Consider the following 15,554-nt stretch of genomic DNA (forward strand, 5'->3'; position numbering starts at 1 on the left):
ACTTACCCTCGTTTCCATCTTGTCCCTTGGCGTGTATCCTCTAAAATGATACCTTGCGCCTGTAAATGGTCGCGGATTTCATCTGAACGAGCAAAGTCACGATTTTTTCGCGCTTCTACGCGTTCCTGCAAAAGTGCTTCAACCTCTTCGTCTAGCAGTTCAGCCTCTTTTGCAAATTCAATACCTAAGACGTCACCTAATACCTCAAAAGTTTCAACAAAAGTTAATAATACTTTTTCATCAGTATTTGTCTCATTCAAGTAAATATTAGCAATACGAGCTAATTCAAATAATACTGAAATAGCATTTGCTGTATTGAAATCATCATCCATCGCTTCTTCAAATTGTGCTTTTTGTGTAGCGATTTGTTGGAGCCATTCGTCCGAGTGTTCACCGAGACTTGCAGTAGCGGATAAGCGGTACTTAACGTTGTTATAAGAAGTGCGAATACGCTCTAAACCAGTAGCTGCCGCATCTACTAAATCTTTAGCAAAGTTAATTGGGTGACGGTAATGTACAGATAACATAAAGAAACGTAAAATTTGCGGATCGATTTGTTTACGTATATCGTTCACGAGCACAAAATTACCAAGGGATTTAGACATTTTTTCATTATCAATATTAATATATCCATTATGCATCCAGTAACGCGCAAATGTTGTATCGTTATGTGCTTCGGATTGCGCAATTTCATTTTCATGATGCGGGAATGTTAAATCTTGACCACCTGCATGTATATCAATTGTATCACCTAAATGCTCACGTGCCATGACCGAGCATTCAATATGCCATCCTGGACGTCCGTTGCCCCAAGGACTTTCCCAATAAATCTCACCAGGTTTTGCTGCTTTCCATAATGCAAAGTCTAATGCATCGTCTTTTTTCTCGCCTGCTTCGATACGTGCACCGATTTTTAAATCATCCACCGATTGATGTGAAAGCTTACCGTAGCCGTTAAATTTTCGAGTTCGGTAATACACATCGCCAGCCGATTCATATGCGTAACCTTTTTCGATTAACACTTTAATAAATTCAATAATGTCATCCATGTGATCCGTTACACGAGGATGTACGTCGGCCTTTTTGCATCCTAGTGCCGTAACATCTTCAAAATATGCAGCAATAAATCGGTCAGTAAGCTCATGAACTTCTTCACCAAGCTCGTTTGCTGCTTTAATAATTTTATCGTCCACATCCGTGAAATTTGATACAAATTTCACATCGTAGCCTTTATATTGAAAATATCGTCGTACCGTATCGTACACAATTACAGGACGTGAATTCCCAATATGAATATAGTTATAAACAGTCGGACCGCAAACATACATTTTAACTTTGCCTTCTTCTAGCGGTACGAAAGTTTCTTTTTGTCTTGTTAATGAGTTAAAAATTTGAATACTCATTGTGTTTCTCTCTCCTTTTGTAAGCGTCCGATTTCTTCTTGCAATGCTGCTATTTGCTTTTCGAAACCTTGACAACGTTCCTCTACAGGGTCAGGAATATTTTGATGGTCTAGTTTTTTCTCCAAACGAACACCATCTCTCATCACTACTTTACCAGGGATACCGACTACCGTAGAATTTGGTGGTACTTCTTTTAATACTACTGAACCCGCACCAATTTTACTATTCTCACCAATTGTAATAGAACCTAATACTTTTGCACCAGTGGCAACTAACACATTATCTTCTAATGTCGGGTGGCGCTTACCTTTTTCTTTCCCTGTACCGCCTAGTGTAACACCTTGATAAAGTGTAACATTATCACCTATCTCACATGTTTCCCCTATAACAACACCCATGCCGTGGTCAATAAAGAAGCGACGACCAATTTTAGCACCAGGGTGTATTTCAATTCCTGTAAAGAAGCGACTTATTTGTGAAATCACGCGTGCGATAAAATAAAAACGTCTTTTAAAAAACCAGTGTGCAACACGATGCGCCCATGTAGCATGCAGCCCTGAATATGTTAACACAACTTCAAGTACACTGCGCGCCGCTGGATCATTTTCGAAAATAGTCTCTACATCTTCCTTTATTCTTTTAAACATCAAAACTCCCCCTTTTCGATTCAATGTGTGTTTGTGATCTCGACCACGTTATTTCCAATCCTTACAATAACCCTATGCAAAATTACTTTAAAACCTATTGTTATTAGTAATGATTTCCCTTTTTCATCTAACACCCGAAAATCATAAAAAAATAATAAAAAGCGCCCCTATCATTCCTAAAAAGGAATGACAGAGACGCTGAATTTGCGCGGTTCCACTCTGATTGAAGGCATAAGCCTTCCACTTTGGACGTCCTATAACGGGAACGACCCGATAAAGCCTACTATTGTTCAGCTTTATGCTCAAAGGTGCATTTCGGTTTTGCCTTGGCTCAGACCACTTTCAGCCGGTGATGGTCCTCTCTTTAGAGCTTGCGCCACGTACTTCTCCTTATCAACGCTTTCTCAATGTACATTCATTTTACATCGAAGAAACAGTTTGTCAATAAATTTCTATTATTTCGCGTATTTTTCTACACGGTCAATTGTTTTCTCTTTACCGATTAAACAAATAGCATTCGGAAGCTCAGGACCGTGCGTTTCACCTGTCGTCACAACACGGATTGGCATAAATAAATTTTTACCTTTATGCCCTGTTTCTTTTTGCACAGCTTTAATAGCTGCTTTGACAGTTTCAGGTGTAAATTCTTCTAAATTTTCAAGTTGCACTTTAAACGCAGCCATTACCTCTGGTACCTGCTCGCCAGCTAAAACTGCTTTTGCTTCCTCATCATATTCAATATGATCGTTAAAGAATAGGCGAGATAGCTCTACGATTTCAGCACCAAAGCTCATTTGCTCATGGTAAAGGGCGATTAAATCTGTTGCCCAAGCACGCTCTTCAACTGTTAGCTCTTCTGGTAATACGCCAGCTTTTTGTAAGTGTGGTAAAGATAAAGCCACTACTTCTTCTAAAGATAATTTTTTGATGTACTGATTGTTCATCCAAGTAAGCTTTTGCTTATCAAACATAGATGGCGATTTTGATAAACGATTCTCATCAAACATTTTAATAAATTCTTCTTTTGTGAAAATCTCTTCTTCACCTTCAGGAGACCAACCTAGTAAAGCGAAGAAATTGAACATAGCTTCTGGTAAATAACCAAGGTCTTTATATTGCGTTACGAATTGAATAATTGACTCGTCACGTTTTGATAATTTTTTGCGGTTCTCGTTAATGATTAATGTCATATGCCCAAAGCGAGGATATTCCCAGCCAAATGCATCAAAAATCATCATTTGTTTTGGTGTGTTTGATAAATGTTCTTCACCACGGAATACGTGTGAAATTTCCATAAAGTGATCATCTAACACTACCGCATAGTTGTATGTTGGAATACCATTTGCTTTCACAAGTACCCAGTCACCAACATCTTTTGATTCGAACGATACTTGTCCACGCACTAAATCTTCAAATTCATATGTTACATTTTCAGGTACACGCATACGAATTGTATATTGCTCGCCAGCCGCTTCTTTAGCCGCTACTTCTTCAGCAGATAAATGACGGCAAGTACCATCATATGTTGGTGCTGCAACGCCACGAGCTTTTTGCTCTTCACGAGATGCCTCTAATTTTTCTGATGAACAGAAACATTTATAAGCTTTACCTTCTTGTAATAACTTTTCAGCATGCTCTTTATAAATATCTAGGCGTTCCATTTGACGATAAGGCGCATAAGGACCACCAATATCGATTGACTCGTCATATTCGATACCTAACCATTTTAAGTTATCTAACTGAGACGCTTCTCCACCTTCTACATTACGCTCAATATCCGTATCTTCAATACGCACGATGAATTTACCGTTATGATGTTTTGCATATAAATAGTTGAATAACGCTGTACGAGCACCGCCAATATGTAAAAATCCAGTTGGTGATGGCGCGTAACGAACGCGAACTTCTTTCGTCATAATTAAATGCCTCCTAAATGTTCGTCTGAAAATAATTCCGACCTTTTTAATTGTTCATTTTACCACTGTAGTATAGGAAATAAAAGTAGCGCGTGCTTAGGAATTGGACACGCGCCATTTTTTATTTTTTTATCAATAGAATCGTTGCCATTGAAGCGATGCCTTCTTCTCGACCTGTAAAGCCCAGTCTTTCAGTAGTTGTCGCTTTGACATTCACTTGTGATGCGTCTGCGTTTAATAGCGTTGCAATGCGGTTTCTCATTTGCTCAATGTAAGGCGCCATTTTTGGACGTTGTGCCATAATGGTGCAATCTACATTGCCAAGCACATAGCCTTTGTCTTCAACGATTTTCCAAATATACTCTAGTAACTTTGCTGAATCAGCATCCTTCCATTCAGGATCTGTATCTGGAAAATGACGACCAATATCGCCTTCACCTATTGCCCCAAGTGCTGCATCTGTTACTGTGTGTAATAATACATCTGCATCCGAATGCCCTACTAAGCCTTTTTCATGCGGAATTGTAATACCGCCAATAATTAGTGGACGCCCTTCTTCAAATGCATGTACGTCAAAACCTTGTCCTACTCGAAACATACAATACTGCCGTTACAACAGAGATAATTGTAACAGCATTCACCTGCCTTTATGATTTTCTATTTATAGACAGTTTACCATATTTCCTAGGAAATTGAGCTCTCCACATCATCTTCAAAACTCTTTCCATACATATCTTACTTAAGATAGAGATAAACAACATACTTAAAGTTTTTTATAGTTTGTTCAAGATGAATAAAAAAAACCCCATCAGCTACATTTAAAGCTGATGAGATTTAAAAGTTATTTTTAATAAGATTCCGACACTCGGCGACGTAAAATTGCTTCACCAAATAGTAAATCTTCTTTAGTTGTCATCTTCACATTTTCGTAGGTACTCTCTACAATATGAACCGCATGACCAAGACGTTCAACTAGCATTGCCTCGTCTGTACCTAGGAAGCCTACTTTCTCGGCAACATCTTCGGCCTCTACAATCAAATCAAAGCGAAAAGCTTGCGGTGTTTGAATCATCCACAGACTTTCACGATCTACTGTTTCTTCAATGATGCCATCACGTACTTTTTTCATCGTATCCTTTGCACGAACGCCGGCGATAGCAGCGCCAAAATCATGGGCACTTTGCACAAGGTTTGCAATAATTGCGTGCGTAATAAATGGACGTGCTGCATCATGCACTAAAACGATATCAACTTGCTCCATTTCCTTCATGCAGGAATGAACCGAATGTTGGCGCTCTGCACCACCATCGGGCAAGCCCTTGACCTTAGAGATACCATAATTCACGAGCAATTCTTGAATAAACGCTCGCTCCTCCGGCTTCACCGCAAGCCAAATTCCTGTGCAGTTTCTATCTTGCTCAAATACTTCTAATGTGTGTATTAAAATCGGTTTCCCTAAAAGCTCTAAAAATAATTTATTTAGTCCTGCTCCCATTCGCTTCCCGCTACCTGCCGCCGGAAGTACTACTTCATACTGCACATTTTCCACTTCCTAATCATCCTTTGGCTTGGCAAAAATCATACGACCTGCTGATGTTTGTAGAACGCTCGTTACAGTTACTGTAATTGCCTGTCCTATATAACTTCGACCACCTTCTACAACTATCATCGTGCCATCATCCAAATAAGCGACACCTTGGTTATGCTCTTTCCCATCTTTAATAACGACAACTTGCATATCCTCACCAGGAATAACTACTGGCTTCACTGCATTTGCCAAATCATTGATGTTCAGCACTTGCACTTGATGTAGCTCACATACTTTGTTCAAGTTGAAATCATTCGTAACAATTTGTGTATCATTGCCCATTTTCTTTGCAAGACGTACAAGTTTTAAATCGACTTCCTGCACATCTTCAAAATCTTCTTCAGTAATCTCTACTTTTGTCATACGTTCATCTTGCAGTTTTTTTAATATATCCAAACCACGGCGACCTCTTGTACGTTTTAAAGTATCGGAGGAATCTGCAATATGCTGAAGCTCCGTTAGCACAAACTGCGGCACTACTAGGGCACCTTCGATAAAGCCTGTTTCAGATATATCCGCTATACGTCCGTCTATAATAACGCTCGTATCTAACAATTTATAACTACCACGAATTTCTGGAGCATCAATACCTTCAGCTGCTTTTTTCTTCGCATTACTCCCACGTAATGTAAATAACTGTAGTAACTCATCTCGCTTTTTAAAGCCTACACGGAAGCCCAAATATCCAAACACAAACGACAGGATGATTGGAATCACTTCTGTAATACCGCGAATCTGAACGCTATTAATCGCAAAGCCTAGGAAATATGCAACGATAAGTCCTACAATAAGGCCAAGCGTACCAAATAATAAATCTCCAACTGGTACTTTAAATAGCACCTCTTCCATCCAGCTAATAAGCCGAACAAAATAGTCGGAAAATGCAAACGATAATGTAAATAGTAAAAGTGCCCCTAAAGCAACTGATACATAAGGATTATCAAGCCAAGGATTAGATGATAAATGAAGCAATTCGTATAATGGCGGTAAGAAAACAAGGCCTAAAGCTCCCCCAATCAGTAAAAAAGCAATCTGAATAAATTTTTTCATACTGTCACCTCCAATTCTTATAATGATTATACATATTTTTCAGCAGAAAATCTTTTTTGAGCCCATCAAAACATTATTATTTTTACTGCTGTTTATGGGACGTTACAGAAGCCTGAAGAGATGCATTATTTTTGCAATAATTATTATCCAATTTCATAAAATTTTTATGACCGCTATAAATGGTTGAAAAGTGCATGCTAGGATATCCCCCAGCATGCACCTTATTTAGTCAATCAATTTCATAATTCACTTTTATCATTTTGTAACGTTCCACTACAATGTTGGAATTCTTATAGGAACTATTTATAAAATTGACCTAATAATTTATTTATAGCTCTCTAAAGCAGGCATTCAATGCGTCCTTAATTGTCTCTACACCAACAATTTCGATACCTTGAGGGAAATCCCAACCACCAATATTAGAGGCAGGTATAAACGCTCGCTTAAAGCCTAGTTTTGCCGCCTCAATAACACGTTGTTCAATACGTGTTACACGACGAACCTCTCCTGTTAAGCCCACTTCACCAATAAAGCAATCTGTACCACGCACCGCCTGATCTTTAAAACTAGAAACAATACTCGTCAACACCGCTAGGTCAATTGCAGGCTCATCTAGCTTCACACCGCCAGCAACTTTAATATATGCATCCTGCGCTTGCAGCATGAGGCCCATCCGCTTTTCAAGCACCGCCATAAGCAATTGCACGCGGTTTTGGTCCACCCCTGTTGCCATACGTTTTGGATAATTGAAGCTCGTCGGCGTCACAAGTGATTGAATTTCTACTAAAATTGGTCTTGTCCCCTCCATTGATGCCACAATGGTTGAGCCCGCCGCACCTTGTGAGCGTTCCTGTAAAAACAACTCAGACGGATTCAACACTTCCTTTAAGCCCCCCTGAAGCATTTCAAAAATAGCAATTTCATTTGTAGAGCCAAAGCGGTTTTTCTGACTCCGTAAAATACGGTGGTTGTGATGGCGCTCTCCTTCGAAATACAACACGGTGTCCACCATATGCTCTAAAATACGTGGTCCAGCAATTTGCCCTTCTTTCGTTACATGCCCTACTAAGAAAATGGCAATGCCTTTTGTTTTTGCAATTCGCATTAGCTCTGCTGTACATTCACGCACTTGCGACACACTACCAGGTGCACTTGTCACCTCTGGATGGAAAACAGTTTGTATGGAATCGACGATCACAAACTTCGGCTGAACATCATCAATCGTTTGGTTTAACAACTCTAAATTCGTCTCCGAATATATATAAAGTTCTTGAGATATTACTCCTAAACGCTCTGCACGCAATTTCGTTTGTCGAATAGATTCCTCCCCAGAAATATACAGCACACGGTGCCCTTTATTTGATAGCAACGCTGATACTTGTAATAAAAGCGTTGATTTCCCAATCCCAGGGTCACCACCGATTAATACAAGCGATCCTGGCACGATACCACCGCCTAAAACTCGATTGAGCTCTCCCATTTCAGTAGCTACCCGAGATTCCTCAGCTGCTTCCACTTGTATAATAGGTATAGCCTTTTGTGTTACTGTAGCCGAATGTTGGAATGCTCCTCGAGGACCTTTCGCAACGACCTCTACTTCTTCAACCATTTTATTCCATTCTCCACACCCTGGACAACGACCCATCCACTTTGCAGATTCATATCCACAACCTGTACAGACAAATTTAGTTTTTTTCTTCGCCATAGTACCACCTCGAATATTTGTTCTTATATTCATTTTACATAAAAAAAGACAGCTTGGCACTCTTGGCCTCGCTGTCTTCTCAAATCAACACGTTAACAATAAACGATCTGCTTATTTAGAAATTGAAACGCCTTCTTTTTTCTTAACGACAAATTCTTCATTTACATAATCGATTACAACTTGGTTTCCTTTTTCTACATTGCCTTTAAGCAGTTCTTCCGATAGACGGTCTTCCACTTGTTTTTGCAATGCACGACGGAGTGGACGAGCACCATATTGAGGATCATAGCCTTCCTCTGCAATTTTATTTAGTGCAGCATCGGTTAACTCTAACGTAATATCCTGCTCCTGTAGACGTTTTGTTAAGGAATTAGCCATCATTGAAACGATTTCTTTTAAGTGTTCTTTTTCTAGTGAGTGGAACACAATCATTTCATCGATACGGTTTAAAAATTCTGGACGGAATGCTTTTTTCAATTCTTCTAGCATTGTACCCTTCATATCTTTATGCTTCGACTCCGAGCTGCCTAAGCTGAAGCCAAGATTTTTTTGATACTTTAACGCGTCCGCGCCAACGTTAGAAGTCATAATGACAACCGTATTGCGGAAATCAACGACACGTCCTTTAGAATCAGTTAAACGACCATCTTCAAGTACTTGAAGTAAAATATTGAAAACATCTGGGTGAGCTTTTTCAATTTCATCGAGTAGCACAACGGAATATGGTTTGCGTCGCACTTTTTCTGTAAGCTGACCACCATCATCAAAGCCTACATATCCCGGAGGTGAACCCACTAAACGTGAAGTCGAATGTTTCTCCATATATTCTGACATGTCAACGCGAATCATCGCATCTTCATCACCGAACATTACTTCTGCAAGTGCTCTTGCAAGTTCTGTCTTCCCGACCCCTGTAGGGCCAAGGAAAATAAATGAACCTATTGGACGTTTCGGATCTTTTAAACCAGCTCTTGCACGTCGAATCGCACGAGAAATTGCCTCAACAGCCTCACCTTGCCCAACAACTCGTTTATGCAATTCTTCCTCAAGTTGTAATAGTTTAGATGATTCTTCATGTGCAATTTTTGCTACAGGGATTCCCGTCCACATAGAAACTACAGCTGCCACATCGTCTACCGTTACTTTCGATTCGGCTTTACCTTGTTCTTCTTTCCATGTTTTACGCGTTGTTTCAATTTCGTCTTTTAGCTTTTGCTCTGTATCTCTTAAAGACGCTGCCTTTTCAAATTCTTGACCAGATACAGCCGCATTTTTCTCAGAGCGAACATTTTCAAGTTTATCTTCCAGTGCCTTTAAATTTGGTGGCACTGCAAATGAACGTAAGCGTACTTTTGAACCAGCTTCATCGATTAAGTCGATTGCTTTATCAGGCAAGAAGCGGTCTGAAATATAACGATCACCCATTTTTGCCGCTGCCTCAATCGCCTCATCTGTAATTTTCACACGGTGATGCGCCTCATAACGATCACGCAAGCCGTGAATAATTTGAATAGCTTCTTCAACAGTTGGCTCATCGACTTGAATCGGTTGGAAACGACGCTCTAAAGCTGCATCTTTTTCAATGTATTTGCGGTACTCATCTAATGTTGTAGCACCAATACATTGTAATTCACCACGTGCCAATGATGGTTTTAAAATGTTTGAAGCATCAATTGCACCTTCTGCCCCACCTGCACCGATTAGCGTGTGCAATTCATCAATGAATAAGATGACATTGCCCGCTTGACGAATTTCATCCATTACCTTTTTCAAACGATCCTCAAATTCACCGCGGTATTTAGTGCCGGCAACAACCGTTCCCATATCAAGCGTCATTACACGTTTATCGCGCAAAATTTCTGGCACTTCATTGTTAATGATTTGTTGCGCTAAGCCTTCAGCAATCGCTGTTTTACCTACCCCTGGTTCACCAATAAGCACAGGGTTATTTTTCGTACGACGTGATAGCACTTCAATAACACGTGTAATTTCTTTACTACGTCCAATAACAGGGTCTAACGAACCTTCACGAGCAATTTGTGTTAAATCGCGCGCTAAGCTATCTAATGTAGGCGTATTTGCAGCCTGTGTCGCTTGTTGTCCAGATTGTGCATTGTCGTTATTACCTAATAACAATAATACTTGCTGACGAGCTTTATTTAAGCCCACACCAGCATTGTTTAATACACGAGCAGCTACCCCTTCGCCTTCACGAATAAGCGCTAATAGTAAATGTTCTGTGCCAATATAGGAATGGCCTAATTTACGCGACTCATCAACCGATAATTCAATTACTTTTTTCGCACGAGGCGTGTAGTGCACGATTGGTCCAACATCCTCTGTTCCTTTACCGACTAGCTCTTCAATACCTGCTTCAATCATTTGAGGGCTAATATCAATGGCTTCTAATGCTTTCGCAGCTATACCACCGCCTTCACGAATAAGCCCTAAAAGAATATGCTCTGTTCCTATTGATTCGTGCTTCCAACGAATTGCCTCTTCCTGTGCAAGCTGTAATACTTTTTGTGCGCGTTGTGTAAAACGATTAAACATCATATGAATCCTCTCCTTTTCCCCCTATAATAGGCTTACTCTTAGTTTCTAGAAATAATGCCTCTCGCAACATTTTTGCTCGTGCTCTATCTCGCTCAGCAGGCGGTAAAACCTCACCTGCATAGTGCTGTAAAAAACCTGGTTGCATGCTGACAACGCATTCGTTTAAAGATGTTGCTTTAATATTATCAATCAACTGCAAATCCACTCCTAAACGTACATTTGATATGCAAGTAGCAGCTTCTTCACTCGTTAAAATTCGAGCATGTGTTAATGTCCCTAAAGCTCTGTATACACGATCTTCTAAAGCAAGTTCCGCCTTTTCCATTAGCTTGCTTCTTGCTTGTCGTTCTTTTTGAATTATTTTTTCTGCAACACTTTGGATGTCTGCTAAAATGTCTTCTTCTGTTTTTCCTAGTGTAATTTGATTTGATACTTGATAAATATTCCCTAAATTTTCACTACCTTCACCGTATATACCCCTAACGGTCATCCCTAAACGAGTCATTGCATTGATGATTTGATTCATCTGACCTGTCAGTGTAAGCGCGGGAAGGTGCATCATAACAGAAGCACGTAATCCAGTACCAATATTGGTTGGACAACTTGTTAAATATCCAAAAGTATCACGAAACGCATATGGCAAGGCTCCTTCTAAGGCTCGATCAATCTTATTTGCTTGCTCGTAGGCCTTCTGAAGTTGAAAACTCGCCGTCATACATTGAATGCGTAAATGGTCTTCTTCGTTCACCATAATGCAAATAGATTCATCCTCAGACAACAACATAGCGCCGACTTGCTCTTTTTTTGCAAGCTGTGGACTAATCAAATGCTTTTCAACTAAAATTTGTCGTTGTAACGATGTTAAATCTTTTATAGAAAAATAAGAATATCTTTCTTGAAGCTTGGAACTGTCCTGTATTGCGTGGGTGACAGCCTGCTCTACCTGTAATGCTTCGTTTTCCGAGAAAACTAAAGGGAAACGAAAACCATCTAAGTTCCTCGCAAGGCGGATGCGTGTACTAATGACGATATCTGAATAATCATCCTCCATATCCATCCAGGCAGGTGTAGCACGCTCTAAAAACGATTCAATCATCATGACACATCACCACCTTCGAATTGTAGCTGTTGCTCAAGATTTTTTGCCTCGTCACGAAGCTTCGCCGCTTCCTCAAATTGTTCCTCGTCCACTGCAGCCTTCATGCGTTTTCGAATATCTTCAATTTGCTTTTTAATGACAAAAACATTGTTTTGAGCACCAGGCATTTTACCTATATGCTGTGGTCCTGCTTGAATACGATTAAACAGCTTTGGCAAATGCTCGCTAAACGTGTCATAACAACTAGGGCAACCAAATTTACCCTCTTTTAAAAATCGCTTATACGTAAATCCACATTGTGGACATGTTTGTTGCTGAGGTGGCGCTTGCTGTTTTTCACCGACTTTTTGCCATGTAGGTGAGCCAAACCAGTTGGATAATAATTGTTGAATCGATACAGGCTCTTGTTTAAACTCTGCATGGAACGGATGGAACTGTGATGCACAGACATCGCAATAATGGTGTTCCACCTTCTGCCCATTTTGTACTTGTGTCACAGTTACTGTCGCATTGCGCTGCTTGCAATGTTCGCAAATCATTTCCATCACCTCTTTATTTTTGCTTTTCATATTTAATGGTTGTTAACATCGCTCGCAAAATTTTTGCACGAATGCTATCCCGTAAAGGTAGTTGTAAATCTAAAGTCGAACGATCAACCGCTGCTAACATTAATTTCGCTTCTCGCTTCGAAATTACCTGCTCATCAATCAAACGATATACAACACCCTCCGCAACCGTTTGCGAGGCTCCCCCTTCAATTTGCAAGAGCACATCATCTATCAAATCAATTTGTGAGTTTGCACGGACACGTAAAATACGAATGTATCCACCGCCACCCCGTTTACTTTCAACAAGGTAACCCCGCTCAGCTGTAAATCTTGTATTAATCACATAATTTATTTGTGAGGGCACACATTGAAATTTATCAGCAATTTCACTACGTTTAATTTCAATATGCCCTTCTCCACCTAATTCAAGTACTTGCTTTAAGTAGCCTTCTATGATGTCTGAAATATTACGCACTTTAGGAATACACCTCGCTTACCTCACTGACTTTGACTATCTTTGACTATCTTTGAGTATATTATACAAAACGCTTGAAAATAATTGCAATTATTTCGCACAATGATTTGTGTAAAGCGCATTGTTTAACAGATTGTCTTCAAAAAAACAGACGGCAGGGACATATTAACTTAATCATGATGTACTTTTATATCTGTGTAAAAAAGGGAGTTGGCGATTAAAAAAGGCTTGTCCCTAATAATTAAAATTGATTTTGCCTATAATGTACCCTTTTTGCTTATAGAAAAAACGCAAGCATATGCACATAGCATATACTTGCGTCATTAAAAATTATACCCAGCGTCCAACTATCGGGTAACGCCAAGGTTCCTCTGAAAATGCCTTCACGATTCCGATAATAGGTACGATGTAAACCATAGCGATGAAAATTAGTAAGAACGGTAAACCGATTAATACAAAAGATAGGATACTAGCAATTACAATTAAAATGCCCATCACGATTTGGAACAATAAAGCTTGCACCGAAACACTTTTCACTTCTTCATCTGAACTAATTAGGAAAAATAAAATCGGCACTAAAAATGGCGCAAAAAACGCGCTGGCATGTATGATTACCTTAGACCATTTTGTTTCCATATATATCAACCTTCCTTTATGGTATGTCATTATTATTAATACTACTATTTACGGAACTATACGCTAAATAGTTTCAAATGCTGCGTAAATTTTTAAAATTTTTTTGAAAGGTATGTGATACTAGATGGAATTTAATAGCACACTTGCTAACGAATATGAAAAAGGCATCCGACGTACATTACCAAGTTACGATGCCATGCTGCGTTTAACGAAAGCTTTTTATCAATCCGCACTACAAGAAAAAGCTAGTTTTTTAGTTGTTGGCTCTGGTAGTGGCAATGAAATTATACAGTTAGCTGAGCAAAGACCCGATTGGTCATTTGTCGGAATAGATCCTTCTGAAGCGATGTTGGAAATTGCAGAAAACCGTCTTCAATCATTATCAAATGATATTTCTTTACTACAAGGTACAATACTAACTGCAGCGGTGCCTGCTACGAACTTTGATGCGGCTAGCTGTATACTAGTACTCCATTTTATTGAATCATATGAGGAGAAACTTGCTACATTAAAAGGAATTGCACAACGCTTAAAATCAGGTGCACCATTCGTCCTTGTTTCTAAATACGGTCAACTGAACTCAACTGAAACAGAGCTGCAATTTGAACTATGGCGCGCGTATTGGCAACAGCATACAAAACTTTCAGCATCGGAATTAGCTAGTATGGAGCAATCTATCCGCTCGCTTTCATTTATGCGTGAGGAGGCGATAGTGACACTCTTACAACAGGCAGGTTTTTCACAGCCTTCGAGGTTTTTTGCAACGACACTATTCGGCGGTTGGATATGCTATAAAGAGTAACTTTTATCCGTATAATATAGTAGTGTACTATAAGTTCATGAGGTAATGATCTTCCGTTGATTGTCTCCTCTTCCTTCTCTGCTTTAAAAGCGAGACTTCGTGCTTACTTAATACGAGATAAACAGATTTGAGGTGAATGCCATGATTCGCACGATGGCTATGACGAAAGATCAACAATTAATAAAGGACTTCCCACTTGAGGACATAAAGCAAAACGATTATGAGTGGTATTGGGTAGATTTTAATTGCCCAACTGCAGAAGAGGAGCTTTTGCTCGATACATTTTTTCATTTCCATCCACTTGCAATCGAAGACTGCTTAATGCGTTTACAGCGACCAAAGCTCGATTTTTATGATGATTATCATTTCTTCGTTATTCATAAATTGAATGAAGTAACATTAATTGCTGAGGAATTAAATATTTTTGTTTCCGATCATTTTATTGTTACATTCCACAAAAATGAAGCGGCCGAAATTGAAAAGGTACAGAAGCTTTTAGAAGAGCAACCGAAATATTGGGAACGAGGCACTGTTTTTCTGACCTATCAAACAATCGATAAAATAGTCGATAGTTATTTCCCACTTGTTTATAAAATTGAGGATCATTTAAATGCACTTGAAGATGAGCTGACCTATCAAAGTAATGTGAATGCAATGCAAATTGTTTTTGAATTCCGTAGTGATTTGCTCCATTTACGGCGTACGATTTTACCAATGCGTGACCTATTGTACCGAATACTTAGTTCCTATCGCTTTGCCCTTAAAAAATCGGAAAGAGCCTACTTCGGTGATATTCACGATCATTTAGCAAAGCTTACAGAAATGGTCGAATCTAATCGTGAGCTTACAGCAGATATGCGCGATAGCTATATGGCCATGAGCTCTAGCCGTATGAACGGCATTATGATGATGTTGACGATTGTCTCCACCATTTTTATACCCTTAACATTTATTGCGGGTGTTTACGGCATGAACTTCGATAATATGCCCGAACTTCATGGACGCTACAGCTACTTTATCGTGCTTGGCATTATGCTCTTGCTTGCACTATCTATGCTAGCATTTTTTAAATCTAAAGGCTGGTTCAAACTATTTAAACCATAAGTGTATTGAACCGTCCTAAAACTCA

The 15,554-nt window shown here is 39.4% G+C and carries 14 protein-coding genes and 1 other annotated feature; of the genes, 2 read left to right on the forward strand and 12 right to left on the reverse strand.

Annotation, left to right across the window (positions count from 1 at the left end):
- Positions 1 to 2 precede the first annotated feature (2 nt).
- From cysS to ACIQXW_RS19790, 12 genes are all read right to left on the reverse strand, one after another.
- The gene (cysS, locus tag ACIQXW_RS19735) at positions 3 to 1,403 is read right to left on the reverse strand and encodes a cysteine--tRNA ligase (RefSeq protein ID WP_340821736.1); all 1,401 of its coding nucleotides are present in this window, start codon (positions 1,401 to 1,403) and stop codon (positions 3 to 5) included.
- The gene (epsC, locus tag ACIQXW_RS19740; RefSeq protein WP_340821735.1) at positions 1,400 to 2,050 is read right to left on the reverse strand and encodes a serine O-acetyltransferase EpsC; all 651 of its coding nucleotides are present in this window, start codon (positions 2,048 to 2,050) and stop codon (positions 1,400 to 1,402) included. The genes cysS and epsC overlap by 4 nt, the downstream gene beginning before the upstream one ends.
- A 188-nt stretch (positions 2,051 to 2,238) precedes the next feature.
- Positions 2,239 to 2,456, reverse strand: a binding site (T-box leader).
- 49 nt (positions 2,457 to 2,505) lie between these two features.
- A complete protein-coding gene (gene gltX, locus ACIQXW_RS19745) occupies positions 2,506 to 3,966 on the reverse strand; it encodes a glutamate--tRNA ligase (RefSeq protein WP_402764879.1) in 1,461 nt (486 codons plus the stop codon).
- Positions 3,967 to 4,087: 121 nt separating this feature from the next.
- Entirely contained in the window at positions 4,088 to 4,564 is a 477-nt protein-coding gene (gene ispF, locus ACIQXW_RS19750) for a 2-C-methyl-D-erythritol 2,4-cyclodiphosphate synthase (RefSeq protein WP_024364393.1), read from the reverse strand.
- Positions 4,565 to 4,813: 249 nt separating this feature from the next.
- Positions 4,814 to 5,506: a 2-C-methyl-D-erythritol 4-phosphate cytidylyltransferase gene (ispD, locus tag ACIQXW_RS19755; RefSeq protein WP_402765120.1), complete on the reverse strand. Its 693-nt coding sequence runs from the start codon at positions 5,504 to 5,506 to the stop codon at positions 4,814 to 4,816.
- Positions 5,507 to 5,518: 12 nt separating this feature from the next.
- Entirely contained in the window at positions 5,519 to 6,604 is a 1,086-nt protein-coding gene (locus ACIQXW_RS19760; protein ID WP_401021079.1) for a PIN/TRAM domain-containing protein, read from the reverse strand.
- Positions 6,605 to 6,932: 328 nt separating this feature from the next.
- On the reverse strand, positions 6,933 to 8,309 hold the full coding sequence (gene radA / locus ACIQXW_RS19765; protein WP_340821728.1) for a DNA repair protein RadA: 1,377 nt from the start codon (positions 8,307 to 8,309) through the stop codon (positions 6,933 to 6,935).
- A gap of 111 nt (positions 8,310 to 8,420) precedes the next feature.
- Positions 8,421 to 10,865, reverse strand: a complete 2,445-nt coding sequence (locus ACIQXW_RS19770) for an ATP-dependent Clp protease ATP-binding subunit (protein WP_401012495.1) — start codon at positions 10,863 to 10,865, stop codon at positions 8,421 to 8,423.
- Positions 10,855 to 11,964: a protein-arginine kinase McsB gene (gene mcsB / locus ACIQXW_RS19775; protein ID WP_340821724.1), complete on the reverse strand. Its 1,110-nt coding sequence runs from the start codon at positions 11,962 to 11,964 to the stop codon at positions 10,855 to 10,857. Before mcsB ends, ACIQXW_RS19770 begins: the two co-directional genes overlap by 11 nt.
- Positions 11,961 to 12,503 (reverse strand): UvrB/UvrC motif-containing protein, encoded by a 543-nt coding sequence (locus ACIQXW_RS19780; protein WP_340821722.1) that lies wholly within the window; start codon positions 12,501 to 12,503, stop codon positions 11,961 to 11,963. Before ACIQXW_RS19780 ends, mcsB begins: the two co-directional genes overlap by 4 nt.
- A 13-nt stretch (positions 12,504 to 12,516) precedes the next feature.
- Positions 12,517 to 12,987, reverse strand: coding sequence for a CtsR family transcriptional regulator (locus ACIQXW_RS19785; RefSeq protein WP_340821721.1), 471 nt, complete (start codon positions 12,985 to 12,987; stop codon positions 12,517 to 12,519).
- Positions 12,988 to 13,317: 330 nt separating this feature from the next.
- On the reverse strand, positions 13,318 to 13,623 hold the full coding sequence (locus ACIQXW_RS19790; RefSeq protein ID WP_340821720.1) for a magnetosome magnetite crystal formation protein family: 306 nt from the start codon (positions 13,621 to 13,623) through the stop codon (positions 13,318 to 13,320).
- A 124-nt stretch (positions 13,624 to 13,747) separates the two neighbouring features.
- On the opposite strand from ACIQXW_RS19790, the gene ACIQXW_RS19795 reads away from it, so the two are divergent.
- On the forward strand, positions 13,748 to 14,425 hold the full coding sequence (locus tag ACIQXW_RS19795) for a class I SAM-dependent methyltransferase (RefSeq protein ID WP_402764886.1): 678 nt from the start codon (positions 13,748 to 13,750) through the stop codon (positions 14,423 to 14,425).
- 141 nt (positions 14,426 to 14,566) lie between these two features.
- Positions 14,567 to 15,529, forward strand: a complete 963-nt coding sequence (gene corA, locus ACIQXW_RS19800; RefSeq protein WP_340821717.1) for a magnesium/cobalt transporter CorA — start codon at positions 14,567 to 14,569, stop codon at positions 15,527 to 15,529.
- Positions 15,530 to 15,554 lie beyond the last annotated feature (25 nt).

Source organism: Lysinibacillus sp. NPDC097162 (assembly GCF_044762185.1).
GTDB lineage: Bacteria > Bacillota > Bacilli > Bacillales_A > Planococcaceae > Lysinibacillus.

What these genes read in the sequence shown, in the direction of transcription:
- cysS (WP_340821736.1), bottom strand. Translation starts at nt 1,403, where the DNA reads ATGAGTATTCAAATTTTTAACTCATTAACAAGACAAAAAGAAACTTTC.
- epsC (WP_340821735.1), bottom strand. Translation starts at nt 2,050, where the DNA reads ATGTTTAAAAGAATAAAGGAAGATGTAGAGACTATTTTCGAAAATGAT.
- gltX (WP_402764879.1), bottom strand. Translation starts at nt 3,966, where the DNA reads ATGACGAAAGAAGTTCGCGTTCGTTACGCGCCATCACCAACTGGATTT.
- ispF (WP_024364393.1), bottom strand. Translation starts at nt 4,564, where the DNA reads ATGTTTCGAGTAGGACAAGGTTTTGACGTACATGCATTTGAAGAAGGG.
- ACIQXW_RS19760 (WP_401021079.1), bottom strand. Translation starts at nt 6,604, where the DNA reads ATGAAAAAATTTATTCAGATTGCTTTTTTACTGATTGGGGGAGCTTTA.
- radA (WP_340821728.1), bottom strand. Translation starts at nt 8,309, where the DNA reads ATGGCGAAGAAAAAAACTAAATTTGTCTGTACAGGTTGTGGATATGAA.
- ACIQXW_RS19770 (WP_401012495.1), bottom strand. Translation starts at nt 10,865, where the DNA reads ATGATGTTTAATCGTTTTACACAACGCGCACAAAAAGTATTACAGCTT.
- mcsB (WP_340821724.1), bottom strand. Translation starts at nt 11,964, where the DNA reads ATGATGATTGAATCGTTTTTAGAGCGTGCTACACCTGCCTGGATGGAT.
- ACIQXW_RS19780 (WP_340821722.1), bottom strand. Translation starts at nt 12,503, where the DNA reads ATGATTTGCGAACATTGCAAGCAGCGCAATGCGACAGTAACTGTGACA.
- ACIQXW_RS19790 (WP_340821720.1), bottom strand. Translation starts at nt 13,623, where the DNA reads ATGGAAACAAAATGGTCTAAGGTAATCATACATGCCAGCGCGTTTTTT.
- ACIQXW_RS19795 (WP_402764886.1), top strand. Translation starts at nt 13,748, where the DNA reads ATGGAATTTAATAGCACACTTGCTAACGAATATGAAAAAGGCATCCGA.
- corA (WP_340821717.1), top strand. Translation starts at nt 14,567, where the DNA reads ATGATTCGCACGATGGCTATGACGAAAGATCAACAATTAATAAAGGAC.